The following is a 23,627-nucleotide window of genomic DNA, read 5'->3' as shown; positions in this document are numbered from 1 at the left end:
ACAGCATCCAAGAGACAAAAACAGCGGACCATCCAGCCAAGGCCGGATCATCCATCCGCAACATCTCCGAGATGACCGGCCAACCCGCCCCGCCAGTCCCGAAAGACCCGCTGGCCGCCGCCGATGAACAGGCTTCTAGAGGCCCAATCCCGGCCCGTCAACGCCCAAATGACGAACCGATGCTATTTCCGAGAAGGTTCCGTGACGGGCGGGCGTAAGACGCTGAATTCACAGGGAAAGGTGATCCGTGGTCTGGCCAGACATGGTTGTGCCCCCCGCAGGCCCCCTCCCCTCTCGGCTATGTGTGGATCGAGCAAAACCAATTCACCGATCCGCCCCGCAGGGGGATGTTGCCGGGTCCGTATCCCGGGTTCTTCGGCGCAGCTCCGGGATGACGGGGAAGGTGGCACACTCCGACGGCGCCACGGTTCACGAGTGATCCGCCGGTGTTATCGGTTCTGCCGTTGGATTTCTGGGATTGGAGATCGAAAGGCAGAAAGTCCCCTCCCCTTTCGGGAACGACGAAAACTGCGATCCGCGCCTAGCGGCTTGAGCCGGGATGGCTTCGGACCGGCGACGTGGAAGCCCAGTCCCTTCGTTCCGAACGCCGTCGCGTGTGCCATCCGGCGCAACGGGCTGAGCACAGGCGTCGCGAACGCGGACCACGAGCGTGCGACGCCATCGCCCGTTCCCGAAATGGCCCGGACCGTTAGGACGGGATTCTTCTCCTTCGGTGCCCGCCATGTCGACGCTGCGTTTCATCCTCGGCGACCAGCTGAGCCGGACGATCCCCACCCTCGACGACCTCGATCACGACGCCGACACGGTCCTGATGGTCGAGGTCATGGAGGAGGCGACCTACGTCCCGCACCACAAGCAGAAAATCGTGTTGGTGCTGGCGGCCATGCGCCATTTCGCGGAAAGCCTGCGGGCGGAGGGCATCCGCGTCGATTACGTGCGCCTCGACGATCCCGACAACACCGGCTCATTCACGGGTGAACTCGAGCGGGCGGCGCGCCGCCATCTGCCCGATGCCGTCGTGGTCACGGAGCCGGGCGAGTGGCGGGTGCTCGCCGCCATGGAAGGCTGGCGCCGGCAGCTCAACATCCCCGTCGCCATCCGGCCCGACACGCGCTTCTACTGCTCGCGCAACGACTTCGCCGCCTGGGGTCGGGGCAAGACGAGCTACCGCATGGAGGCCTTCTACCGCACCTGGCGTGCCCGCACCGGCGTGCTGATGGAGGGGGATGCGCCCCTCGGCGGCCGCTGGAACTTCGATGCGGACAACCGCAAGCCCTGGCCGGCGGACCGAGCGCCGCCCCAGCGCCTGCGATTCGCGCCCGACGCCGTGACCCGCGCGGTCATGGACCTCGTCGCCACGCGCTTCCCCGGGCATTTCGGCGATCTCGACGATTTCGGCTGGGGCGTTACCCGCGCCGACGCCCTGGCGGCCCTTGAGGATTTCGCGGTCCACTGCCTGCCGTCCTTCGGCGATTATCAGGACGCCATGCGGACGGGGGCGCCGTTCCTCTATCACGCCACCCTGTCGCCCTATCTCAATGCCGGCCTCCTCACGGCCCGCGAGGTGGTGGATCGCGCCCTCGAAGCCTTCGAGGGCGGAACCGTGCCCCTCAACGCTATCGAGGGGTTCGTGCGGCAGATCCTCGGCTGGCGCGAGTTCATCCGTGGGGTCTATTGGCTGCGGATGCCGGGTTATGCCGAGACCAACGCCCTCGCGGCGACACGGGGTCTGCCGACCTTCTATTGGACGGGCGAGACCGCGATGAACTGCCTGCATCAGGCCATCACGGATACGAAGCGACAGGCGTACGCCCACCACATCAACCGCCTCATGGTCACGGGCAATTTCGCGCTACTGGCCGGCATCCGCCCGGCCGAGATCGAGGAATGGTACCTCGTGGTCTATGCCGACGCCTATGAATGGGTCGAGCTCCCCAACGTCCACGGCATGGCTCTGTTCGCCGATGGCGGGCTGATGTCATCGAAGCCCTACGCCGCCGGGGGCGCCTATATCGACCGGATGTCGGATTACTGTGGCGGCTGCGCCTACAGCCCCAAGGTCAAGCAAGGCCCGCGCGCCTGCCCGTTCAACGATCTGTACTGGGCCTTCCTCATTCGCAACGCCCGCGCCCTGTCGCGCAATCCGCGCCTCGCGATGCCGTACCGCACCCTGGCTGCGTGGGATCAGGCGCGCAAGGATGGCATCGTCGCCCGGGCCGACCGCTTCCTCGACGGCTTGCCCACGGGGTACCCCGCCACCATGACCCCGCCTGCGCCGTGACCGCCGGGTGCGCGCCCACGCTTTCATCGGTCCGTCCGATCCCCTAAGCCCTGGGCGAGCCCCGGCGCGCGGGGCACGACGCGAAGGATGCCGATGGACCGCGAGCCGATCGTCTTCACCTGGCGATCCGCGCCGACTGAGCATGGTCTCGCCCTCGCCCTGACCCTGGGGCTCGGCGGCCCCCTCGCACTCCTCGCTCTCCTGTGCCTGCGCGACCTCGTCGGGGTGCTGGCCGCGGCCCCGGACCATGCCGACGCCTTCCTGCGCGTCGCCGCCGCCCTGCCGTGGCGGCCGGCCGGATCGGAGCCGTTCGTGCTCCTCGAAGGCTGGGCCTATCCGGCGGCCGAGCGGGCGCGCCTGGCGTTCCTGCTCCTGTCCGGTACGGCGGTGGCGGCGGCGGCCCTCGCCTGGGGCGTCGCCCGCCTGTGCTTCCTCGCCCAGAGCCGGACGGTGGAGCGCCTCAATGCCCACGTCACCGACACGATCCTGCGCGCGCCGCCCGCTGCCCGCGACGACGCCCGCGCCCTGTCGCAGGGCGTCGGCGATCTCCTCGCCCGGATCGACACCCTGTTCGGCCTCGGTCTCGTCGTCCCCGCCCTCGCCCTCGGCAGCACCCTCCTGGCCCTCGGCCTCGCCTGGCTCGCCGCGCCGCGCCTCGTGCCCACGGTGGCCGTGGGAATCGCCGCCGCCGGCCTCGCCCGCGCCCTGATCCAGGGGCGGATGCAGGCCCGTTCGGCCCTGCGCCTGCGCTCCGGTGCCACGTTCGAGCGGGCGCTCACCGACCTCATCCGCCGGATGCCGGCCGTGCGGGCGCATGGGGCCGCCAGCTTCGAGCGCACCCGCCTCGCCGCCAAGGGCGAAGCGGCCCGGGCCGCCCTGGCACGCGCCGAGGCCGCCCTCGCCTATGCTCGCGCGCCCTCCGTGGCCCTCGCCATCCTGCTGCCGGCCATCGTCGTCGCCGACGCCCTCTGGCAGGGCGACAACGGCGCGCCCGTGGCGCCCGGCGCCCTCGTGGCGACGGGCGGCGGCTTTGCCCTCGCGGTGGTGGCGCTCGCCGTCGCCCTGCACCTGCGCACGATCCACCGCGAGGTGGCACCGATCTTCCGGAGCATCGCCCAGGCCCTGCCGGCCCTGGAGGGGCGCGGCCCCGCGCGCCCGGCCCGCCTCGCCGCCTTTCCGGAGGTCGGGACCCTCGAAGCCCACGGCGTCGGCGCCTACGATCCGGCGACGGGCGAACGCCTCGGCGCCGTAGACCTCGCCGTGGCGATGCCGGGCCACGTGGCGATCCTCGGCGAGCGCGGCGGCGGCGGTCGGGCGCTCGCGGCTTTGCTCGCCGGCCAGCTCGAGCCCACCGCCGGCTCCGTCACTTACGGCGGCATCGATCTGCGGGCGTTCGAGCCCGAGGAGCGGGCGGGCCGCATCGCCCTCGCCGGGGCCGAGGCGATTCTCGTCGAAGGGTCCCTGCGCCAGAACATCCTGTACGGCGCCGCATCCCGGCAATCCGGGACGGGTGAAACGGACGACCTCCTGCCCATCCTCGCCGTCACCGGCCTCGACGCCATCGTGTACGCGCGCGGCCTGGAGGGAACCGTCGATCCCAGCGCCGAGCCGGGCCTCGCCCGCGCCGTGGTGGCGGCCCGTCACGCCGTCCGTGCGGCGCTGGCCGCCGACAAGGCCGGGCGCCTCGTCGAACCGTTCGATCCCGGCCGCTACAACCATCAGGCCACGGTGGGCGAGAACATCCTGTTCGGCGAGGCGGTCGGGCCGGCCTTCGCGCCGGAGCGCATCGCCGCGCATCCCTACCTCCGCGCCGTGCTGGAGGCCGAGGACCTGACACGGCCCCTCGCCGAAGTCGGTCTCCAGGTCGCGCGCAGCCTCGGCGAGATCTTCGCGGACCTCCCCGACGACCATCCGCTCTTCGACGCCTTCTCGCTGTTCCCAGCCTCGGAGCGCGGTTTCTTCGAGGATCTCGTCGCGCGGATGCCCGAGGCGAAGGCGTGGCGGCGCGGCCCGGCGGGGCAGCGCGACCGCAAGCGCCTCATCGGTCTGGCGCTGCGCTACAGCGAGACGCGTCACCGCCTCGGCCTCGTCGACGCCGCCTTCGAGACGCGCATCGTGGCCGCGCGCCATGCCTTCGCCCGGATGCTGCCGCCATCGCTCCGGGGCAGCATCGAGTTCTACGATCCAGCGACCCTCACGGCCGCCGCGAGCCTGGAAGAGAATCTCCTGTTCGGGCGCATCAACGGCGAGGAAGCCGGCGCCGAGGCGCGGGTGCGTGCCCTCGTTCGGCAAGTTCTGGCCGATGAGGGTCTGGAGCCCGCCGTCTATCGCCTCGGCCTCGACAGCCGGGTGGAGCCGGGCCTCGGCGGCGGCGGCGCGAGTTTGGGGGAGAACGCCATCGGCCCGCGCGAGCGCGTCGCCATCGACCTCGCCCGCTGCCTCGTGCGCCAGCCCGATATCGCCGTGGTGGCCATCGCCTTGGAGGACCGGAAGGTCGAGGAGATCCGCCCCCGCCTCGCGGCCCTGAGGGCTGCGCGCGCCGGGCGGGGCCTCATCGTCTGCCTGCCCGATGCCGCTGTCCTGGACGAGGCCACGCCGTTCGATGCGGTGCTGCGGGTGGAGCGCAACACCGTGGTGGCGGCTTAGCGTGCCTCACACAAGTCCCGCCCTGGACGGTTCTCGCCCTGGGGCGAGGGTGCGGCGGGTGTTTCGTGGGGGACACTTCTACCCTGCGCGAGGACCGAGGCCGGGCGCCGCGATGATGGGCCTCCCGCAGGGAAGGCGGCCCCGCGAAGCCCGGCTCGTCGAATAAGGACTCCGAGCGATCGAGGCCGCCACCATAGCCAAAGCCCACGCGGCTTTCGCGGACGATCGGACTCCGCCGGGCCGACGGAATCGAACGGCGTTCGGAGGAAGCCTACGCCGCGAGGCTCGCGAACAGGCCGCGCCCATCCGTGCCGCCGACGAGATCCTCGACGAAGTTTTCCGGGTGGGGCATCAGGCCGAGCACGTTGAGCTTGTCCGAATAGATGCCCGCGATGGAGTTGAGGGATCCGTTTCGGTTCGCGTCCACCGTCAGCGCCCCGGAGGCGTCGCAATAGCGGAACGCCACCCGGCCCTCGCCTTCGAGGCGCGCGATGGTCTCGGCATCGGCGAAGTAGTTGCCCTCGCCGTGCGCGACACACACGTCGATGACCTGATTCGGGGTGTAGGCCGTGGTGAAGCGGGTATCGGCGCGCTCGACCCGCAGCAATTGCCGGTGGCAGATGAAGCGGCGGTCGACGTTTCGCATGAGCACGCCGGGCAGAAGCCCGGATTCACACAGGATCTGGAAGCCGTTGCAGATGCCCAGCACGAGGCCGCCCCGCGCCGCGTGGGCGCGCACGGCATCCATGGCCGCGGCCCGGCCCGCGATGGCGCCGCAGCGCAGGTAGTCACCATAGGAAAAGCCGCCCGGCAGGACGGCAAGATCGGTCCCGGCCGGCAATTCGGTATCGGCGTGCCAGACCTTCACCACTTCGGCCCCGGCCTGGGTGAGGGCGCGGGCCACGTCCGCGTCGCGGTTGGAGCCCGGAAAGACGACGATGGCGGCGCGCATCAGGCGATCTCGATCGCGTAGTTCTCGACCACCGTGTTGGCGAGCAGCTTTTCGCAAGCGGCCTTCAGGGTGGCTTCGGCCGCCGCGCGGTCGTCGCCCGCGATCTCCACGTCGAACACCTTGCCCTGGCGCACGCCGTCGACGCCGGATAGGCCGAAGGACGTGAGAGCCGCCTCGATCGCCTTGCCCTGCGGATCGAGTACGCCGGTCTTCAGGGTGACGATGATGCGTGCTTTCATGGACTGAACTCGGCTGCGCGTGGCGGGGCGCCCCCGCGATAATGGGGAAACGCCGCCCTGGCAACGCGGACCGGACCGTCGATCTAGCGACGCGCGGAAACAGGCCCGGTGCGCAGGGGCTCGATGCTGGTGGCGCGCCGCCACAATTGCAGCATCACCCAGGCGGCGAAGAGGCTGAACACGGCCATCAGGACGTGACCGACGGTGTCGCCGAGTTCGAAGATGCCGGCGAGCGCCCAGCCGGCCGCGATGGCGACGGCGAATACTTCCGTCCCCACCAGCACCATCATGCTGACGATCGTGATGAGATTGCGCGTGTTCACTGGCGTCTCGCTTGTCGTTCCGTCACCGCGCGCCAGTCCGGACGAGCGGTTCCGCGACGTAGCGCGATCCGGCGGGACCGCGCAACTTCGCTGGATGGCCGAGTCAGCGCGGCGCCCGCTTGGCGAGGATGCGCTGCAGGGTGCGGCGGTGCATGTTGAGGCGCCGCGCCGTCTCCGAGACGTTGCGGCTACACAACTCGTAGACCCGCTGGATGTGCTCCCAGCGCACCCGGTCCGCCGACATGGGATTCTCCGGCGGGTCGGCCCGCTCGCCCGGCTGGGCCATGAGGGTGCCGTGGATCTCGTCGGCATCCGCCGGCTTGGCGAGATAATCGAACGCCCCGAGCTTTACCGCCGTCACCGCCGTGGCGATGTTGCCGTAGCCGGTCAGGATCACGCCCCTCGCCTCGGGACGCTTCTCCTTGAGGCGGGCGATGACATCGAGACCGTTGCCGTCGCCCAGACGCATGTCGATGACCGCGAAGGCGGGCGCCCGCGCATCGACCATGGAAACGCCTTCCGCCACGCTCTCGGCGACATGGACTTCGTAGCCGCGCATCTCCATGGCGCGCGCCAAACGCGTCGAAAAAGGCTTGTCATCGTCGACGATGAGCAAACTGCGATCGGCGAACGCTGTCAGCGGGTCGTTCTCACTAAGGGACATGATGTCGGCGCCGGGCGCCGTCGTTCCGGTTTGCGTCAACATGCAACGCGTCTCCCTGATTTCAATGTGCTGTCTTCACGTGACCTTCATGTGTTCATATAGGCATTGGAACGGTCCTGATCAGGGGTCTGCACCTCTCCATTCTGTGCATGGCGGACCGCCGTGACACCACGCTCGAAAGCTTGGCGGGGCCAGGACACGCGCACGACGGCGCCCGTGGCGGCGGAGCCGGAGGCGTTGGACAGGGTGAGCTGCGCGCCGGAACGCTCGATGAGGGTTTTCGCGATGAACAGGCCGAGGCCGAGGCCGGCGCCGCTCGTTTCGCCCGAGCGGACGCGATCGGCGCCGCGGGTGGTCACGTAGGGCTCGCCGGCACGCAGGAGCACCTCGCCGGAGAACCCCTCGCCATCGTCGCGGATCTCGAGCCAAACCTGTTCGTAAGTCCAGCGAGCCTCGATGACGACGCGGGTTTTGGCGAAATCGACGGCGTTGTCGACGATGTTGGCGAGCCCGAACAGCACGCCGGGGTTGCGGCGGCACGACGGTTCGGGGCCCTCCCCCCGGCTCGTGACGTCGAGTTGGATGCCCATGGCGCGCTGGGGGGCGACGAGTTCCTCGACGAGGTGGTTCAGGCTCACGGTCTGGAGGAAGCCTCCCCCGTCGCCGTCGAGGGAAGTGAGCTTGGACAGGATGCCGCGACAGCGGTCGACCTGATCGCGTAGGAGGGCCAGATCCTCCCGCACCCCGGGCGAGGCCGTGGGGGCGAGTTGGCGGCTGAGCTCCTTCGTGACCACCATGATGGTGCCGAGGGGCGTGCCGAGTTCGTGCGCCGCCGCCGCCGCGAGACCGTCGAGCTGCGATAGGTGCTGCTCGCGGGCGAGCACCAGTTCCGTGGCGGCCAGGGCCTGGGCGAGGAGCCGGGTCTCCTCCGCGACCTTCCAGGCGTAGACGCCCGTGAAGGCGGTGCCGAGGAGGATCGCGGTCCACACCCCGGAAATGTAGAGGAAGGGGAGTTCGAGGCGCCCGTCGGCGAACCAGGGCAGCGGCCGGTGGATCAGGGCCAGCAGGGTCGCCAGACCGATGGCGAGGAGGCCGAGGGCCAGGGTCCGCTCGGGCGGCAGCGCCGTCGCCGAAATCAGCACGGGGGCGAGGAACAGGAGCGAGAACGGGTTCTGCAAACCGCCCGTGAGGAACAGCAGGGCGGCGAGCTGGATGATGTCGAAGGCCAGCAGCAGGGCCGCTGAGTCGTCACTCAGGCGGTAACTCGCCGGAAACCGAATCCGCAGGGCGAGGTTCAGCCACGACGAAGCGGCGATGACGAGGAAGCACCAGCCGAATGGAAGCGGCAGACCGAGGCCGAACTGGGCGCCGACCACGGCCGCGCTCTGGCCGGTGATCGCCAGCCAACGCAGGCGCACGAACGTGTCGAGGCGCAGATGGCGTGCGTCGCGCACGAAGCTGTCGGTGACGATGTCCTTCATGTCCCGGGAACGATAGGGCTCCGCGCGCGGACGTCCATCCCATCACGGGCGATCGTTTCGCCCGCAACCGGATCGCGCCGCACGGACCGTTCGAAACCGCACCCTACGGATCGGGACCGGCGCGCGGATGGGAGCTTGGTGACCATTGGCTCGAAACGTCAGTGCGAACCCTTGCCGTTAGGGGTTATGCCCTAAGTCGAGGACAAGCTTGGCCCGTGGGACCAAGCGCGATGTGCGTGCGCCGCGCCCTCCGACCCGGGCCGGTCGCGCCGCCTCGAACAGGGGGAGGCAACCGTGAATCTAGCCTATTACTGGTACGAGACGGCCCGGATCATGACGACGCCGGCGCGGGTCGCCGCCGACATGATCAAGCACAGTTTAGAGAACCCGGCCAATCCCCTCGCGTACGGTCCCTATGCCCGCAGCATGGCGGCCGCCTGCGAGATGTTCGAGCGCATGACCCGGCGCTACGCCAAGCCGACCTTCGGCCTCGACGGCACCTGGATCGACGGCACCAGCGTGCCGGTGAGCGAGCGCGTGGTGTGGGAACGCCCGTTCTGCCGGGCCATCACCTTCGATCGGGGCTTCGTGCGCGGACCGGGGGAGGCGCAGCCGAAACTCCTCATCGTCGCCCCCATGTCGGGGCACTACGCCACCCTGTTGCGCGGCACCGTGGAGGCGATGCTGCCGAACCATCAGGTGTTCATCACCGATTGGATGGATGCCCGCATGGTGCCCCTCGCAGCCGGGCGCTTCGACCTCGACACGTATATTGACTACCTCATCGAGCTGTTCTCGGCCCTGGGGCCGGATCTGCACGTCATGGCCGTGTGCCAACCCGCCGTCCCGGTGCTCGCCGCCATCGCGGTGATGGAGGCCCGCGGTCACGCCGCCGTTCCGACCTCCATGACGCTCATGGGCGGCCCCATCGACACCCGGCGTTCGCCCACCGCCGTGAACTGCCTCGCGCAGGAGCGCGGCACGCAGTGGTTCGAGCGCAATTGCATCACGACGGTGCCGGCGGGGTATCCGGGCGCCTGGCGCAGCGTCTATCCGGGCTTCTTCCAGCTGTCGGGATTCATGGCGATGAACCTCGACCGCCACGTCAACGCCCACGCGGAAATGTTCGACCATCTCGTGAAGGGCGACGGGGATTCCGCCGAGAAACACCGGGAGTTCTACGACGAGTACCTCGCGGTGATGGACCTCACCGCGGAATTCTACCTTCAGACGGTCAAGACCGTGTTCGTCGACCATGCCCTGCCCAAGGGGACCATGATGCACGGGGGCGAGCCCGTCGATCTCGGCGCGATTCGCACCTGCGCGATCCTCGCCATCGAGGGCGAGAACGACGACATCTCCGGCGTCGGCCAGACCAAGGCAGCCCTCGACCTGACGCCGAATCTCCCCGCCGAGCGCAAGGGCTATCACCTGCAGCAGGGGGTTGGCCATTACGGGGTGTTCAACGGCTCCCGGTACCGCACGGTGATCGCCCCCCGCATCGCCGCGTTCATCCGGTCCATGCAGGCCCGGCCCGCCGCCGTCGAGGGGTCGGCGGTCTGATCCGGTACACCCCCAGCATTTCCGTCGGACCCGATGGCGGCGCGGCGGCGGCCTCGCTAAGCTGACGCCATGCGATTAGCCCTGCTGCGCGGGCCGGACCCGGATCATCTCGACGTCGTCCATGAGGACGCGACGTTCCGCGTGGCCTTGCGGCGGCGGCCGACGGCGCGTCGGCTGACCCTGCGGGTGTCGAGTGCGACGGGCGAGGTGGTGATGACCCTGCCGGCCCGGACGTCCCTGGCCGTGGCCCAGAAATTCGCCGTCGCGCATGGCGGCTGGATCGCCATGCGGTTGGCGAAGCTGCCCGAGCGGGTCGCCTTCGAGGCCGGCGCGATCCTGCCCCTGCGGGGCGTGCCCCACCGGATCGTGCACCGCGCCACCACGGGCGGCCTGACGCGGATCGAAACGGGGACGAACGAGGGCGTGATCTCGGTGGCCTGCGAGGCGCCGCACATCGCCCGGCGCGTCGGCGACTGTCTCGAACGCGAGGCCCGTCGCGACCTCACGGCGGCGGTGAAGACCTACGCCGCCGCCATCGGCCAGACGCCGACGCGGATCACCGTACGCGACACGAGGAGCCGCTGGGGCTCCTGCACGGCGCAGGGCGCCCTGAACTTTTCCTGGCGCCTCATCCTGGCCCCGCCGGTGGTGCTCGACTACCTCGTCGCCCACGAAATGGCGCACCTGCGGGAGATGAACCACTCCGCGCGCTTCTGGAGCCTCGTCGGCTCCATCTGCCCCAACGTCGACGAGGCCGAACACTGGCTCAAGCGCAACGGCGCCAGCCTGCACCGCTACGGCTGATCCTCAGCCCTTGACGCGCAGGATACGGCGGTTGACCGTCCGCTCCCGGGGCCAGGTCGGGCGGGCATCGACCTGGCCCGGCGCGAGGGTCCGGGGCGCGACGCTGTCGCAGACTTCGCGCTGGCGCAGGATCACCGGCTGGCCGAACTCGTCGCGACGGCGGATGATGCCGCCCTCATGACAGAAGCCGGCGAGTTCGGCGGACGAGCCGCCACGGCGCCCGCCGGGGGTTCGGGCGATGGGCCGGTGCTCGACGACGAGGGGACCGTCGCGGTTCAGCGAGTGCTCGACATAGGTGGTCTCGTCGACGGGCAGCGGCCCCGCACAGGCCGGCGCGACGCCCATCAGGAACAGAAACGCGGGAAGGGTGCGGAAACGCATGGTATTCGTCCGTGTTGCGGTATGGCCGTCAGGCTTAAGGCTTGAGCGCATCCGGCGATACCCTGTCGCGGGAGTGGCGGTTCCCCCACGAGGCTTCGACCGGATAGGCCGAGAAAACCTCTGCCATATGGATCGGGACGACGGATCGTCCAGGGATCGGTCGGGCCGCCGCCTGCTGCGACGGCCCGTGCGTTCAGTTCAGCAGCAAGCTCTGCGGACGGGTCTCGGCCGCGAGGGTGTCGCCGACGGCGAGGCCGAGGGGGCCGATCCGCACCGGCACGGTCTCGCCGTCGTGGATCGCCCCCGACAGGAGTTGTTCGGCCAGACGGTCCTGCACGGCCTTCTGGATCACCCGCTTCAGGGGCCGCGCCCCGTAGGCCGGGTCGTAGCCCTTGTCGGCGAGCCAGTCGCGGGCCTCCGGCTCCACCGCCAGGGTGATCTTGCGCTCGTCGAGGAGCTTCTGAAGCCGCCCGAGCTGGATATCGACGATGGCACCCATCTCCGACCGCTTGAGGCGGTGGAACAGGATGATCTCGTCGATCCGGTTCAGGAATTCCGGCCGGAAGTGGTGGCGCACCACCCCCATCACCTCGTCGCGCACGGCCCCCGTCTCGTCGCCCTCGCTTTGATTGACGAGAAATTCCGAACCGAGGTTCGAGGTCATGATGAGGAGGGTGTTGCGGAAATCCACCGTGCGCCCCTGCCCGTCCGTCAGGCGCCCGTCGTCGAGCACCTGCAGGAGAACGTTGAACACGTCCGGATGCGCCTTCTCGACCTCGTCGAACAGCACGACCTGATACGGCCGGCGCCGCACCGCCTCGGTGAGCGCCCCGCCCTCCTCGTAGCCGACATAGCCCGGAGGCGCGCCGATGAGGCGGGCCACCGCGTGCTTCTCCATGTACTCGGACATGTCGATGCGAACCAAAGCCGTCTCGTCGTCGAACAGGAAGCCGGCGAGCGCCTTGGTCAGCTCGGTCTTGCCGACACCCGTCGGCCCGAGGAACATGAACGAGCCGATGGGCCGGTTCGGGTCCTGCAGGCCGGCGCGGGCCCGGCGCACGGCGGTGGCCACCGCCTCCACGGCTTCGCGCTGGCCGACGACGCGCTTGGCGAGCGCCGTCTCCATGGCCAGCAGCTTCTCGCGCTCGCCCTCCAGCATCTTGTCCACGGGCACGCCGGTCCAGCGCGAGACGACCCCGGCAATATGGGCCGGCGTCACCGCCTCTTCGACCATGCCGTCGCGGTCGACGGCCGCTTCCGCCGCGGCCTCGATCTCGGCGAGCTGTTTCTCCAGACCCGGCACCACCCCATAGGCGAGTTCGCCGGCGCGCTGATACTGGCCCTGGCGCTGGGCGTTGGCGAGTTCCGTGCGGGCCTCGTCGAGGCGCTTCTTCAAGTCGGCGGCCGCCCCGAGCTTATCCTTCTCGGCCTTCCAACGCGACGTGATGGCGGCGGATTGCTCCTCAAGGTCGGCGAGCTCCTTCTCCAACCGCACGAGGCGGTCGCGGGAGGCCGTATCGGTCTCCTTCTTCAGGGCCTCGCCCTCGATCTTCCGGCGCACGATCTCACGGTCGAGGTTGTCGAGTTCCTCGGGCTTCGAATCGACCTGCATCCGCAGGCGCGACCCGGCCTCGTCCATGAGGTCGATGGCCTTGTCCGGCAGGAAACGGTCGGTGATGTAGCGGTTCGACAGGGTGGCGGCGGCAACGAGAGCCGCATCCTGGATGCGCACCCCGTGATGCTGCTCGTACTTCTCCTTGATGCCGCGCAGGATCGACACCGTGTCCTCGACGGTGGGCTCCGACACGAAGACCGGCTGGAAGCGACGGGCCAGGGCCGCGTCCTTCTCGACGTGCTTGCGGTACTCGTCCAGCGTGGTCGCGCCGACGCAGTGCAGCTCGCCGCGCGCGAGGGCGGGCTTCAGGAGGTTGGAGGCATCCATGGCCCCATCCGCCTTGCCCGCACCCACGAGGGTGTGCATCTCGTCGATGAACAGGATGATGCCGCCCTCGGCCGCCGTGACCTCGGAGAGCACGCCCTTCAGGCGCTCCTCGAATTCACCGCGGTATTTCGCGCCCGCGATGAGGGCGCCCATGTCGAGGGCGAGGAGCGACTTCTCCTTCAGGCTTTCCGGCACGTCGCCGTCGACGATGCGCAGGGCCAGCCCCTCGATGATCGCGGTCTTGCCCACACCCGGTTCGCCGATGAGGACGGGATTGTTCTTGGTCCGCCGCGACAGAACCTGGATCGTGCGCCGAATCTCTTCGTCGCGGCCGATCACCGGATCGAGCTTGCCCTCGCGGGCCGCCTCCGTCAGGTCGCGGGCGTATTTCTTCAGGGCGTCATAGGCGTTCTCCGCCGTGGCGTTGTCGGCGGTGCGGCCCTTGCGGAGGGCATTGATGGCCGCGTTGAGGGAAGCCGGAGTCACACCGGCGGCGGCGAGCGCCTTTCCGGCCTCCGTGTCCTTCTCCACGGCGAGGGCCAGCAGCAGGCGCTCCACGGTGACGTAGGAATCGCCCGCCTTCTCGGCGGCCTTCTCGGCGGTGTCGAACAAGCGCACGAGTTCGCGCGTCGCCTGAGGCTGAGAAGAATTGCCCGACACCTTCGGCTGCTTGCCGAGCCAGGTTTCGACCTGCGCCAACGCTACGCGCGATTGCCCGCCGGCCCGGTCGATGAGACCGGCGCACAGGCCCTCGGGGTCGTCGAGCAGCACCTTGAGGAGGTGTCCGGGCTGCAATTGCGGGTGGCCTTCGCGCATGGCCAGGGTCTGGGCCGACTGGACGAAGCCACGGGCGCGTTCGGTATAGATCTCGAAATTCATCGTTGTCCCACCTTTCCGGTCCGGCGCGGTCCCGCCCGCACAATGCAGCACGGCCTCGCCGAAACGTCGTTCCCCGGTTCAAGTTTCTCGAACTCCGCCGCGGGAACCCCGGCACCACGATGGTCGCCGGTGAACCGGATGTGGTGTTGCAATTTCGCACCACAAGGCCCCGGAGGGATGTGATCGCGGATGTTTGGGGAGGGGTGAAGGGATGTCTTGCACGGCGCCCGGTCCGGGGGTCATGCTGTCGTGATGACGACCGCTCTGCACCTCGCCGCCCTGCATCGTTATCCCGTAAAAGGGCTTTCTCCGGAACGGCTCGACGACGCGATCCTTGAGACCGGCGGGTATTTTCCGGGCGATCGCCTGTTCGCCGTCGAGAACGGCCCATCGGGCTTCGACCCGGCGGCGCCCGTGCATCAGCCCAAGATCAAGTTTCTCATGCTCATGCGCCACGAGGCCCTCGCCCGCCTCGACGTGCGCTACACGCCCGACGACCACACCCTCACGATCCGGCACGAGGGGCAGGTCGCGGCGCGGGGCGATCTGCGTACGCCGGATGGGCGGGCCGCCATCGAAACGTTCCTCGCCGGCTATCTGCCCGAGGCCCTGCGCGGGCCGCCCAAGGTTCTGGCCGCCCCGGACGGCTTTCGTTTCACCGACTCGCCGCGTGGCTACGTCTCGCTCCTCAATCTCGCGAGCGTCTCGGCCCTCGAGACCATGACGGGGGCCGCCGTCGATCCCTTGCGGTTTCGCGCCAACCTGCACGTGACGGGCCTCGCGCCCTGGGCCGAACTCGATCTCGTCGGACGAACCCTGACGACGCCGGACGGTGTGACCCTGCGGGTCCTCAAGCGCACGGAGCGCTGCGCCGCGACCAACGTGGACCCCGTCACGGGCCAGCGCGACCTCGCGATTCCCCGCACCCTGTCCCACCACCTCGGCCACACGGATTGCGGCGTCTATGCCGAGGTGATGCGCGGCGGCGTTCTCCGGGTCGGCGAATCCGTGAGCTTCGAAGAAACATCCCCTTGAGAGGGAGGCATCCCGGCAAGGACGGTTCGGCGATCGCAGGGGCCGTGGACCGTCAGATCGCGTCGCGCGGCACGAGCACCACGGCCGCCGCGTAACCCGCCCGCCGCAACCGGCGCAGGTCGGCATGGCGGCGCTCGCAGGTGATCTTGAGATAACGGCTGTCCCCCTCCAGCAGGTTGGTAGAGGCGGCGACCACCTGGCCCCGGACCAGGCACTCCATCGGCGTGCGGACGGGTGAGACGATGACGTCGAGGGCGGTCGTTCGCGTGCAATCCTGGGCGGACAGCAGGGACGCGCAGACGAGGGAAACGGACAGCAAATCGGACATGACGGACCCCTTGTTCGAAATGGCGAAGAAGGTCCGCGGCGTGGCTCGGGCGTACGAGCGACCGCGTGATTGTTGTCTCGAGCGTTCCCCGAAGGACGATTTCTTGAAAAGTCTTTTGGACTTCGATGACCCGCACGCATACGGCGTGCCAGGTTGCTTGCCCGATGGGCGATCCGCCCCGGGTTCAGTCGCGGCTCGGCCGCCAGGCCGGATCGGGTTCGGCCCGTGGCAGCAGGGCCGCCACGGCGTCGAGGTCGACGATGTAGTTCTCGGTCAACTGCTGCCAAAGATCCGCCGTGGACGAGGCTTCGGCTCCGAAACGGTAGAGTGCGACGAGAAGCGGGCCGGGACTGGTGAGAGTCGGGCGCGTAACGGTGAGATCGGCGTCAAACATCGGCCTAAACCCCTGGGGGACAAGACTTAGGATTACAGATGACGGTAAACGATTCCGTAAACACGTAACCCGACACCTGACATTTCGAATCTTTCCAATGGTCGGCGGTGACCGAAGCCGGGCGATTTCGCGCTGTCGCGAGATGATCTCGCGTTCGCGGCCTGATGTGGAACCCGGACGCCGGCCGAACGTCTCTTGGCCGGGGCCCGTCGCTGGGGCCGAACCTCACCGGGATGACGATGCACCCTCAACCCCTGCCCGCTTCGGCCTTCACCGCGCCCGCCATCCTGCTCTCCGGCCCCGTCGACCAGGGCATGTACAAGGATTTCCGCCGGCAGTTCGACGCGGCGGCGGGCGAGGATTTCGTCGTGGTCGAGGTCTCGACGTTGGGCGGCGATCCGGAGGTGGCCCGGATGATGGGCGAGGACATCCGTTTCGCCGGTGCCGTCGCACCCCATCGCCGGTTCGTCTTCCTCGGCAAGGCGGTGATCTACTCGGCGGGCACCACCTTCATGAGTTTCTTCGCGCGGGCCAACCGATACCTCACGCCCGGCACGCGCCTGATGATCCACGAGCGCAAGATCTCGAAGACCCTGACCCTCGAGGGGCCGTTGACCACCTGCATCGCCACCGCGACGGCCGCGCTGCACGAGTTGGAATGCTCCATCGAGATCCAGAACGAGGGCTTCGCCAATCTCATCGCCGGGTCCAGCGTGGCCCTGGACGAGGTGATCGCCCGGGCACCGTCGAACTGGTACATCGAGGCCGAGGAGGCGCGCCGCCTCGGGTTGATCGAAGCCGTGATCTGACGGTCCCGGCCGGGAGCGGGCGTGGCGGTTAAAAATCGTCGCGCGCTGCTTCGCAGAGTCACATGCCTGCGCTAGAAGCCCGGCTGCCCGACAAGCCAGGCGCCGCGCGAGACCGCCCGGCACGCATCGAGGAACGAGCCCCACGATGAAAGACCCGTTGCCGAACGTTCACGTACGCGCCGAGGTTCTGGTTCAGGCGCTGCCGCACATGCAGCGCTACGACCAGGAAATCGTCGTCATCAAGTATGGCGGACACGCCATGGGCGACCGGGCGGCGGCGGAGGATTTCGCCGAGGACATCGTGCTCCTGGAGCAATCGGGCCTCAAGCCCATCGTGGTTCATGGCGGCGGACCGCAGATCGGCCGGATGCTCGGGCGACTCGGGATCGAATCCGAGTTCAAGGGCGGTCTGCGCGTCACAGACGAAGCCACCGTCGAGGTGGTCGAGATGGTGCTGGCCGGCTCCATCAACAAGCAGATCGTCGGCTGGATCTCCGCCGAGGGCGGCCGGGCCATCGGCCTGTGCGGCAAGGACGGCAACATGGTGCGGGCCAAGAAGGCCCTGCGCACCGTCGTCGATCCCGACAGCAAGGCCGAGACGGAGGTCGATCTCGGCCTCGTGGGCGAGCCCGACCATGTCGAGCGCGGCGTCCTCGACGCGGTGCTGAAGGCCGAGCTGATTCCCGTCCTCGCCCCCGTGGCCTTCGGCGCCGACGGCCAGACCTACAACGTCAACGCCGACACCTTCGCGGGGGCCATCGCGGGGGCGCTGCGGGCCAAGCGCCTGCTGCTCCTCACCGACGTGCCGGGCGTCCTCGACAAGGACAAGAAGCTCATTCCAGAGCTCACCCTCGACGATTGCCGCCGCCTCATCGCCGACGGCACCATCACGGGCGGCATGATCCCGAAGGTCGAGACCTGCATCTACGCCCTGGAGCAGGGCGTGGAAGCGGTGGTCATCCTCGACGGCAAGGTCAGCCACGCCGTGCTGCTCGAATTGTTCACCGATTACGGCGCCGGCACCCTGATCCGCCGAAGCTGAGAATCCGGGTCCGGCTCGCCATCGGGTGGAGCCGGACCTCCAGCCCTCGGACGAACGGTGGCGCTTCCCTTTTCGGGTCGAGGCCCCATCTTAGCCGTCCCGGCCGGCTCATCCGGCCCGCACGCATATCGGATCGCCTTGTTCCTTCCCGGCGAAAGCCACTTCACCTCCGCCGCGTCCCGAGGCTTCGACCAGGTCGATACCTGGGTATTCGACCTCGACAACACGCTCTACCCGAGCGACGCCCGGGTGTGGCCGCAGGTGGACGAGCGCATCACCCTCTACGTGATGCGCCTTTACGGGCTCGACGGCCTCTCCGCCCGCGCCCTGCAGAAATACTTTTACCATCGCTACGGCACCACCCTGAAGGCGCTGATGACCGAGGCGGGCGTCGACCCGCACGACTTCCTCGACTTCGCCCACGACATCGACCACTCGACCATCGCGCTCGATCCGACCCTCGGCTCGGCCATCGCGGCGCTTCCCGGGCGCAAGCTGATCCTCACCAACGGATCGCGGCGGCACGCGGAGAGCGTGGCGCGCAAGCTCGGCATCCTCGACCATTTCGAGGACGTGTTCGACATCGCCGACGCGGATTTCGTGCCCAAGCCCGAGCGTTCCACCTATGAACGCTTCCTCCTGCGCCACGGCGTCGATCCCCGCCGGGCCGCCCTGTTCGAGGACATCGCCCGCAACCTCGTGGTCCCGCACGAGATCGGCATGGCCACCGTGCTGGTGGTGCCCCGGACGCTCGACCCGTTCCGGGAAGCCTTCGAGCAGGAAGCGGTTCGGGAGGCGCATATCGACCACATCACCAGCGATCTCGCGGGCTTCCTCGCCGAGCGGGTGCTGCCTTGAGCACGGACTGGGCGAAGCGGCAGGCCCCCTCCCTCGCGGAGATCGAGGCCCTGGCCCATGCGGCCTTCGCGGATTTGCCCCGGGAGTTCCGGACCCTGTGCCCGGGGGTGATCGTCCACGTCGAGGATTTTCCCGACGACGAGACCCTCACGGAGATGGATTGCGCCAGTGAATTCGACCTCCTCGGCCTGTTCCGGGGCATCGGGTTGGCCCAGGCCGGCGAGGTCTCAACGGGGCAGATGCCGAATCAGATCTGGCTCTATCGACGGCCGCTGCTCGATTATTGGGCCGAACACGAGGAAACCCTCGGCCACCTCGTGACGCATGTGCTCGTCCACGAGATCGGGCACCATTTCGGCCTGTCGGATCGCGACATGGCGGGCATCGAGGCGCGCGCCGACGATTGACCGGGGCCGAACGCCGTCAGGGCGCTTCGTGCTGAACGAGCTGGCTCGCCTTGGGGCGCCGCGTGCGGAACTGGCCGCGCGCCACCGCCACGAAGGTCAGGATCGCCACCGTCAGGGTGGTCAGCCACCACATCACCGTGAGCCCCACGCCGATGCACGCGATGGCGAAGGCCGCCGCGAAGGCCGCCATGGTGCCGGGCACGAGCACCGGGGTGCCGCGCCCGCCCCGCCGGATCGCGGCATGGAGGGCGAACGCCGCGGCGAAAGCCCCGACGATGCCGAGTTCGTACCACAACTCGAACAGCAGGGTGGTGGGTGCGTTGGCGGGCAGGAGATGGAAGATGCGTCCGCGCAGCGCCGTCTCGAAGCCGTGCCCGGTGACGAGACGCAGGGGCTCGGAGGTGACGACCTTCTGCCAGACCTTGAGCGACAGGGCGCCGGGCGAAAGCGGGCCGAACAGGGCCGACGCCACGGGGCGCGCGAGGAAGGGCAGCAACGGCGCCGCCACGAGGAGCCCCATCGCGCCGAGGCTCACGAGGGAGACGCCGAGGGCCGGCCGCAGGGTCGTGAGGGCGAATGCGACGGCCCCCACCGCGAGGGCGGCGAGGGGCGGTGCGTTCGGAGAGACGACGAGGGCCGCCGCCACCAGCAGCGCGAGGCCGAGGGCTTCGATGTCACGGCCACGCGAGCGCAACCAGGCCACAGCCGGCCAGATCAGGAGGGCGAGGAGCGTCATTCCCCGGTCGAGGGTGCCGTCGGCCTCTCCGGGCACCCCGAGGAGGCGATGCTCGAACAGGCCGAGGAGGATCGCCACGATCGCCGCCGCCGCCGTCCCGACGGGCACGAGGTAGAGGTTGGCCGAGCGCATCCGCTCCGGCAGGGCGAGGTAGCCCGCGAAGGTGAGCAGGATGGTGGCGATGAGATTGAGCAGGCGCTCCGTCGCCAACTCCGGGAACGGCGTCCAGACCAGGGAGAGGGCCGCCCACAGGACGAGGAGAAGACCGGCGAGCCAGGCGGGCCGGCGCAGGAGGCGCAGGGCGACGCTCCGCCAGGGACCGGACTTGCCGTCGATGATGCTGGCGAGGACGAGGAGCACCACGGCGATGGGCGCCAGGATCACGGCCGCGCGGCGCCCCATCTGCGCCGTCACCGGCACAATGACGAACAGACCGAAGAACCCGACACGCCGCAGGAGGGCGGCGGCGTCGAGGGCCGGATCGACGGGAGGATTGGACGTACGCGCCATGATTGCGACTGTCAGCCGTGAACCGGCGCCACGAATTCGCCCGGCGCTACGCCGCCATTCGTAGTGCAGCCGCATCCGCCGGGCTGTAGAGCCCGCGCAACACCTGTACCCCAACGGACACGCACGCGGCGGCGGCGGCACGGGATCGCGTCCCCCCGGGAGAACCGGAGGAATGCCATCGAAGCCGGCTTGACAGTCCCGGCGGTCGAACCTAAACCCCCGACACCGCAGCGGAGACGCAGCGGGACGCCACGCGGGCGTAGCTCAGTTGGTTAGAGTGCCGGCCTGTCACGCCGGAGGTCGCGGGTTCGAGCCCCGTCGCCCGCGCCACTACACACAATCGTTTCGAAGATCCGGTTCCTCGTTTTGGAATCGCCCGTCCTGAGCGGACGATCTTCACGCCACGCGGGCGTAGCTCAGTTGGTTAGAGTGCCGGCCTGTCACGCCGGAGGTCGCGGGTTCGAGCCCCGTCGCCCGCGCCATTTTTCTCCATTTTGAATCTTCGTATCGTCTCATGGGCTTGCGGCCCATTCGAACCTGTGTTCGAGCGATGGTGACATTGCGCCGGCTCGCTTTCGCCCGCCCGAATCCTAGAACTCCACCGGCGCATCCGGCCGAAGGACGCTCGTGTCCAACGCTCGCGGTTGCGGAGGGTGGACGATGCCGGGTTTCTTCTTCCTCTATTTCACCGCTTGCATGACCCATGCGCCCGATACCTGCGAAGCGCGACGCCTCGCCCTGGATGTCGCCGACGCACGGGCCTGCCAACACGTGGCCCAACCGCAACTGGCGCAATGGATCGGATCGCATCCGACCTATCGCATCACCGGCTGGCGCTGCGGCGCGCCCCTGCGCGACCCCTGCACCCGCATCTGACCGGCGTTCCCCAAACAGCACAGGGTGAACCCCAAAGGGTCGGCCGGCGGCGGGTGCCGCGTTTTCGCCGCACGGAGCGAGGAAGGGCGGAGGCCCCCCGCCCATGCCCCATCGAGCCGATGTCCCCGATCCCGTTCCGCTTCGCCGCCCTGGGTTGTACCGCCCTCCTCATGCTGGCCCTCGCCGGCTGTGGCGCGCCGACCCTGCTCACACCCGACGGCCCCGTGAGCGTCGTGATCCTCGACGAACAAGCGGCGGCGACGGCGATCTCGCGCTACCGGGCGCAGCACGGCCTCGGCGCGGTGGTGATCGACCCGAGCCTGATCCGGGCGGCATCGTATCAGGCGGCTTCGAACGCCAAGATCGGACGGCTGAGCCACGAGAGCGGCGGAACGTTCGAGGCCCGCATGGCGCAAGCCGGATTCGGGCGCGCCTACGCGGCGGAAAACCTCAGCGCGGGCGCGAACACCTTCGATGAGGTGCTGGCCCGCTGGAAGGCGTCGCCGGAGCACAACAAGAACATGCTGATCCCGCAGTTGAAGCGCGTCGGCATCGCCCGCGTCGATGCGCCGGGGACACGCTACAAGCGGTTCTGGGCCCTGGTCCTCGCCGGCGGCTAGTGCTGTGACGCAATCACTTCGTTCATGCGCCAGAGCACAAGGCTTTTGTTTTTGCATCAAGTTTCCCAGACACGGCTGAAGCCTCCGTCTGGATCGATGCACGAGGCACTCACGCGTCCGACGCGTCGGCCTCGGCCAAGCCGTCCTGCAGGGTGCGGATGATGGTCCGCATTTCGGGAATCATCGCCACCGCCTTGGCGATGCGCTGGGCCTCGTCGCGGGTCATCAGGCCCGTGGCCGCCCGAGCTTTCGCGTCGTCCGAGAAGTAGGTCCAGGCGACGGCGGCGCCCGACGCATCCTCGATACAGAAGCTCTCCGCCTTCTCGACGACGAGCCACGGGGTGGGAAAGCCGCGCGGCTCGGTCATATCGCTGATCCCGTCTCACGCCGCGGGGGGCGGCGCCCGGACAGACCGGTACCCTCAAGGAGGGGCGGGCCGCAACCATCGGAGATTCGTCCTCAGGCCGCTCCGCGAAAGCGAAACGCGTGGGCGGCGTGCCAGTCCGGCAGGCGGTCACCTTCGGCGAAGAGCTTGCGACGCAGCGAGCCCTCCGCATAGGCGGTCTTGTAAAGCCCGCGATCCTGCAACTCCGGGATCACGAGATCGACGAAATCCGCAAAGCTGTCCGGAACCACGATGCGGCTGAGATTGAAGCCATCGACCTCGCCCTCTTCGACCCAGGCCTGGAGTTCGTCGGCGACCGTGACGGCATCACCCGTGAGGACGGCGTAACGGCCACCGAGTCCGAGTTCGGCGAGGAGATCGCGTTTCGTCAAGCCGCGCCGGGCGGCGGCGGCGTTCGCCGACTGGATGGCGTTGCCCCGGCCATAGACAATCGGATCGTCGAGGCCGTAGGAGGCAAAGTCGATGCCCGTGGAGGCGGAGAAATGGGCGAGTCCGGCCTCGGGGCTGGCGAAGCGCAGATACTCGGCCCGCTTCTCCTCGGCCTCGGCCTTCGTGCGGCCCGGGATGACCGCGAGGCCGACGAAGATCTTCACGTCATCGGGCCGGCGACCGGCGGCGACCACCTCCGCCCGGATCGCCCGCACGGCCTCGCGGGCGCTCGGCCGGTCGCGGGCCGAGATGAACACGCATTCGGCATGGCGCCCGGCAAAGGCCCGGCCCCGCCCCGAGGCGCCTGCCTGATACAGGACGGGCGTGCGCTGGGGAGACGGTTCCGACAGGTGATAGCCCGAGACATCGAAGAATTCGCCCCGATGCGACACCGAACGGATCCGCGCCGGATCGGCGAAGACCCGGCCCGCCCGGTCGCGCCGGGCCGCCGCGTCGTCCCAGCTGCCTTCCCAGAGCTTGTAGAGCACGTCCATGTACTCGTCGGCGTAATCGTAGCGCCGGTCGTGCGCCGGCAGGGCGCCGCTGCCCTGGCCGCGATGGGCGCTGTCGAGGTAGCCGGTGACGATATTCCAGCCGATCCGCCCCCCCGTGAGGTGGTCGAGGGTCGAGAGGCGCCGGGCGAAGGTGTAGGGCGCCTCGTTGTGGACGTTGACCGTGACGCCGAAGCCGAGATGGCGCGTCACCGCCGCCATGGCCGAGACGAGCACCGTCGGCTCGTTGACGGGCAGTTGCACGGCCTCCCGGGCGGTGACGTCGATGCCGCCGCCATAGATGTCGTAGACTCCGATGATGTCGGCGATGAACAGGCCATCGAACAGCCCGCGCTCCAAGAGCTTCGCCTGCTCGGTCCAGTAGCTCAGCGTGTTGTAGTCGGCGGAGCGGTCGTTGGGGTGGGTCCAGAGGCCGTGATTGATGTGGCCGACGCAGTTCATGTTGAACGCGTTGAGGAGGATCTGCTTCGTCATGGAACCTTGAGCCGC

General features: G+C 68.9%; 23 protein-coding genes and 2 tRNA genes. 13 read left to right on the top strand and 12 right to left on the bottom strand.

All coding sequences use genetic code 11. The features are described from left to right. Positions 1–742: 742 nt before the first annotated feature. Both BM249_RS01545 and BM249_RS01540 read left to right on the top strand, forming a co-directional pair. The gene (locus BM249_RS01545) at positions 743–2,302 is read left to right on the top strand and encodes a cryptochrome/photolyase family protein (RefSeq protein ID WP_091968260.1); all 1,560 of its coding nucleotides are present in this window, start codon (positions 743–745) and stop codon (positions 2,300–2,302) included. A gap of 93 nt (positions 2,303–2,395) precedes the next feature. Then, on the top strand, positions 2,396–4,948 hold the full coding sequence (locus tag BM249_RS01540) for an ABC transporter ATP-binding protein (RefSeq protein ID WP_091968257.1): 2,553 nt from the start codon (positions 2,396–2,398) through the stop codon (positions 4,946–4,948). Positions 4,949–5,219: 271 nt separating this feature from the next. Here the strand turns inward: BM249_RS01540 and purQ are convergent, their stop codons facing one another. The 5 genes from purQ to BM249_RS01515 form a co-directional block, all read right to left on the bottom strand. Continuing rightward, the gene (gene purQ / locus BM249_RS01535; protein ID WP_091968254.1) at positions 5,220–5,900 is read right to left on the bottom strand and encodes a phosphoribosylformylglycinamidine synthase subunit PurQ; all 681 of its coding nucleotides are present in this window, start codon (positions 5,898–5,900) and stop codon (positions 5,220–5,222) included. Further along, positions 5,900–6,139, bottom strand: a complete 240-nt coding sequence (gene purS / locus BM249_RS01530; protein WP_056097174.1) for a phosphoribosylformylglycinamidine synthase subunit PurS — start codon at positions 6,137–6,139, stop codon at positions 5,900–5,902. Before purS ends, purQ begins: the two co-directional genes overlap by 1 nt. Before the next feature lie 83 nt (positions 6,140–6,222). Continuing rightward, entirely contained in the window at positions 6,223–6,462 is a 240-nt protein-coding gene (locus tag BM249_RS01525) for a hypothetical protein (RefSeq protein ID WP_091968252.1), read from the bottom strand. Positions 6,463–6,565: 103 nt separating this feature from the next. Then, positions 6,566–7,168 carry an ActR/PrrA/RegA family redox response regulator transcription factor gene (locus tag BM249_RS01520; RefSeq protein ID WP_091968249.1) on the bottom strand — a complete coding sequence of 201 codons (603 nt, stop codon included), beginning with the start codon at positions 7,166–7,168 and terminating at the stop codon, positions 6,566–6,568. Between the two features lie 44 nt (positions 7,169–7,212). Next, positions 7,213–8,607, bottom strand: a complete 1,395-nt coding sequence (locus BM249_RS01515; protein WP_091968247.1) for an ActS/PrrB/RegB family redox-sensitive histidine kinase — start codon at positions 8,605–8,607, stop codon at positions 7,213–7,215. 294 nt (positions 8,608–8,901) lie between these two features. Between BM249_RS01515 and BM249_RS01510 the strand changes: the two genes are divergently transcribed. Together BM249_RS01510 and BM249_RS01505 are read left to right on the top strand one after the other, a co-directional pair. Then, the gene (locus BM249_RS01510; RefSeq protein WP_091968244.1) at positions 8,902–10,170 is read left to right on the top strand and encodes a polyhydroxyalkanoate depolymerase; all 1,269 of its coding nucleotides are present in this window, start codon (positions 8,902–8,904) and stop codon (positions 10,168–10,170) included. Between the two features lie 69 nt (positions 10,171–10,239). After that, complete coding sequence (locus tag BM249_RS01505) at positions 10,240–10,974, top strand: M48 family metallopeptidase (RefSeq protein WP_091968241.1); 735 nt, start codon at positions 10,240–10,242, stop codon at positions 10,972–10,974. A gap of 3 nt (positions 10,975–10,977) precedes the next feature. Here the strand turns inward: BM249_RS01505 and BM249_RS01500 are convergent, their stop codons facing one another. Together BM249_RS01500 and clpB are read right to left on the bottom strand one after the other, a co-directional pair. Further along, a complete protein-coding gene (locus tag BM249_RS01500) occupies positions 10,978–11,355 on the bottom strand; it encodes a hypothetical protein (RefSeq protein ID WP_091968238.1) in 378 nt (125 codons plus the stop codon). A gap of 193 nt (positions 11,356–11,548) precedes the next feature. Then, positions 11,549–14,176: an ATP-dependent chaperone ClpB gene (gene clpB, locus BM249_RS01495; RefSeq protein WP_091968235.1), complete on the bottom strand. Its 2,628-nt coding sequence runs from the start codon at positions 14,174–14,176 to the stop codon at positions 11,549–11,551. A 252-nt stretch (positions 14,177–14,428) separates the two neighbouring features. On the opposite strand from clpB, the gene BM249_RS01490 reads away from it, so the two are divergent. After that, positions 14,429–15,211: an MOSC domain-containing protein gene (locus BM249_RS01490; protein WP_091968298.1), complete on the top strand. Its 783-nt coding sequence runs from the start codon at positions 14,429–14,431 to the stop codon at positions 15,209–15,211. A 52-nt stretch (positions 15,212–15,263) separates the two neighbouring features. On the opposite strand, the gene BM249_RS01485 is transcribed toward BM249_RS01490, so the two are convergent. Beyond that, positions 15,264–15,539, bottom strand: coding sequence for a hypothetical protein (locus BM249_RS01485; RefSeq protein ID WP_091968232.1), 276 nt, complete (start codon positions 15,537–15,539; stop codon positions 15,264–15,266). 184 nt (positions 15,540–15,723) lie between these two features. Beyond that, positions 15,724–15,933 carry a hypothetical protein gene (locus BM249_RS01480; protein ID WP_091968230.1) on the bottom strand — a complete coding sequence of 70 codons (210 nt, stop codon included), beginning with the start codon at positions 15,931–15,933 and terminating at the stop codon, positions 15,724–15,726. A gap of 239 nt (positions 15,934–16,172) precedes the next feature. Between BM249_RS01480 and BM249_RS01475 the strand changes: the two genes are divergently transcribed. The 4 genes from BM249_RS01475 (at position 16,173) to BM249_RS01460 (ending at position 19,049) form a co-directional block, all read left to right on the top strand. After that, on the top strand, positions 16,173–16,742 hold the full coding sequence (locus BM249_RS01475; protein ID WP_091968296.1) for a Clp protease/crotonase-like domain-containing protein: 570 nt from the start codon (positions 16,173–16,175) through the stop codon (positions 16,740–16,742). 145 nt (positions 16,743–16,887) lie between these two features. Continuing rightward, positions 16,888–17,784, top strand: a complete 897-nt coding sequence (gene argB, locus BM249_RS01470) for an acetylglutamate kinase (RefSeq protein ID WP_091968227.1) — start codon at positions 16,888–16,890, stop codon at positions 17,782–17,784. 138 nt (positions 17,785–17,922) lie between these two features. Next, complete coding sequence (locus tag BM249_RS01465) at positions 17,923–18,642, top strand: pyrimidine 5'-nucleotidase (RefSeq protein WP_091968225.1); 720 nt, start codon at positions 17,923–17,925, stop codon at positions 18,640–18,642. Further along, on the top strand, positions 18,639–19,049 hold the full coding sequence (locus BM249_RS01460; protein WP_091968222.1) for a metallopeptidase family protein: 411 nt from the start codon (positions 18,639–18,641) through the stop codon (positions 19,047–19,049). The genes BM249_RS01465 and BM249_RS01460 overlap by 4 nt, the downstream gene beginning before the upstream one ends. Before the next feature lie 16 nt (positions 19,050–19,065). Here the strand turns inward: BM249_RS01460 and BM249_RS01455 are convergent, their stop codons facing one another. Beyond that, positions 19,066–20,295 (bottom strand): peptide ABC transporter permease, encoded by a 1,230-nt coding sequence (locus tag BM249_RS01455; RefSeq protein ID WP_091968218.1) that lies wholly within the window; start codon positions 20,293–20,295, stop codon positions 19,066–19,068. 253 nt (positions 20,296–20,548) lie between these two features. Here BM249_RS01455 and BM249_RS01450 point away from each other — a divergent pair. From BM249_RS01450 to BM249_RS01435, 4 genes are all read left to right on the top strand, one after another. After that, a tRNA-Asp gene (locus tag BM249_RS01450) sits at positions 20,549–20,625 on the top strand. Between the two features lie 75 nt (positions 20,626–20,700). After that, a tRNA-Asp gene (locus tag BM249_RS01445) sits at positions 20,701–20,777 on the top strand. A 178-nt stretch (positions 20,778–20,955) separates the two neighbouring features. After that, positions 20,956–21,171: a hypothetical protein gene (locus BM249_RS01440; RefSeq protein WP_091968215.1), complete on the top strand. Its 216-nt coding sequence runs from the start codon at positions 20,956–20,958 to the stop codon at positions 21,169–21,171. Between the two features lie 119 nt (positions 21,172–21,290). Further along, complete coding sequence (locus tag BM249_RS01435; protein WP_091968211.1) at positions 21,291–21,791, top strand: CAP domain-containing protein; 501 nt, start codon at positions 21,291–21,293, stop codon at positions 21,789–21,791. Positions 21,792–21,900: 109 nt separating this feature from the next. On the opposite strand, the gene BM249_RS01430 is transcribed toward BM249_RS01435, so the two are convergent. Further along, positions 21,901–22,158 (bottom strand): hypothetical protein, encoded by a 258-nt coding sequence (locus BM249_RS01430; RefSeq protein ID WP_091968207.1) that lies wholly within the window; start codon positions 22,156–22,158, stop codon positions 21,901–21,903. 92 nt (positions 22,159–22,250) lie between these two features. Next, positions 22,251–23,612 (bottom strand): LLM class flavin-dependent oxidoreductase, encoded by a 1,362-nt coding sequence (locus tag BM249_RS01425; RefSeq protein ID WP_091968204.1) that lies wholly within the window; start codon positions 23,610–23,612, stop codon positions 22,251–22,253. Between the last annotated feature and the right edge of the window lie 15 nt (positions 23,613–23,627).

The organism is Methylobacterium gossipiicola, assembly GCF_900113485.1.
In the GTDB taxonomy this organism is placed as follows: Bacteria; Pseudomonadota; Alphaproteobacteria; order Rhizobiales; family Beijerinckiaceae; genus Methylobacterium; species Methylobacterium gossipiicola.
Note: the sequence above shows the minus strand (reverse complement) of the source record. Positions and strands in the feature narration are given on the sequence as shown.

Coding starts and splice junctions, on each gene's coding strand:
- BM249_RS01545 (WP_091968260.1), top strand. CDS start 743: ATGTCGACGCTGCGTTTCATCCTCGGCGACCAGCTGAGCCGGACGATC.
- BM249_RS01540 (WP_091968257.1), top strand. CDS start 2,396: ATGGACCGCGAGCCGATCGTCTTCACCTGGCGATCCGCGCCGACTGAG.
- purQ (WP_091968254.1), bottom strand. CDS start 5,900: ATGCGCGCCGCCATCGTCGTCTTTCCGGGCTCCAACCGCGACGCGGAC.
- purS (WP_056097174.1), bottom strand. CDS start 6,139: ATGAAAGCACGCATCATCGTCACCCTGAAGACCGGCGTACTCGATCCG.
- BM249_RS01520 (WP_091968249.1), bottom strand. CDS start 7,168: ATGTTGACGCAAACCGGAACGACGGCGCCCGGCGCCGACATCATGTCC.
- BM249_RS01515 (WP_091968247.1), bottom strand. CDS start 8,607: ATGAAGGACATCGTCACCGACAGCTTCGTGCGCGACGCACGCCATCTG.
- BM249_RS01505 (WP_091968241.1), top strand. CDS start 10,240: ATGCGATTAGCCCTGCTGCGCGGGCCGGACCCGGATCATCTCGACGTC.
- BM249_RS01500 (WP_091968238.1), bottom strand. CDS start 11,355: ATGCGTTTCCGCACCCTTCCCGCGTTTCTGTTCCTGATGGGCGTCGCG.
- clpB (WP_091968235.1), bottom strand. CDS start 14,176: ATGAATTTCGAGATCTATACCGAACGCGCCCGTGGCTTCGTCCAGTCG.
- BM249_RS01490 (WP_091968298.1), top strand. CDS start 14,429: ATGACGACCGCTCTGCACCTCGCCGCCCTGCATCGTTATCCCGTAAAA.
- BM249_RS01485 (WP_091968232.1), bottom strand. CDS start 15,539: ATGTCCGATTTGCTGTCCGTTTCCCTCGTCTGCGCGTCCCTGCTGTCC.
- BM249_RS01480 (WP_091968230.1), bottom strand. CDS start 15,933: ATGTTTGACGCCGATCTCACCGTTACGCGCCCGACTCTCACCAGTCCC.
- BM249_RS01475 (WP_091968296.1), top strand. CDS start 16,173: ATGCACCCTCAACCCCTGCCCGCTTCGGCCTTCACCGCGCCCGCCATC.
- argB (WP_091968227.1), top strand. CDS start 16,888: ATGAAAGACCCGTTGCCGAACGTTCACGTACGCGCCGAGGTTCTGGTT.
- BM249_RS01455 (WP_091968218.1), bottom strand. CDS start 20,295: ATGGCGCGTACGTCCAATCCTCCCGTCGATCCGGCCCTCGACGCCGCC.
- BM249_RS01440 (WP_091968215.1), top strand. CDS start 20,956: ATGCCGGGTTTCTTCTTCCTCTATTTCACCGCTTGCATGACCCATGCG.
- BM249_RS01435 (WP_091968211.1), top strand. CDS start 21,291: ATGTCCCCGATCCCGTTCCGCTTCGCCGCCCTGGGTTGTACCGCCCTC.
- BM249_RS01430 (WP_091968207.1), bottom strand. CDS start 22,158: ATGACCGAGCCGCGCGGCTTTCCCACCCCGTGGCTCGTCGTCGAGAAG.
- BM249_RS01425 (WP_091968204.1), bottom strand. CDS start 23,612: ATGACGAAGCAGATCCTCCTCAACGCGTTCAACATGAACTGCGTCGGC.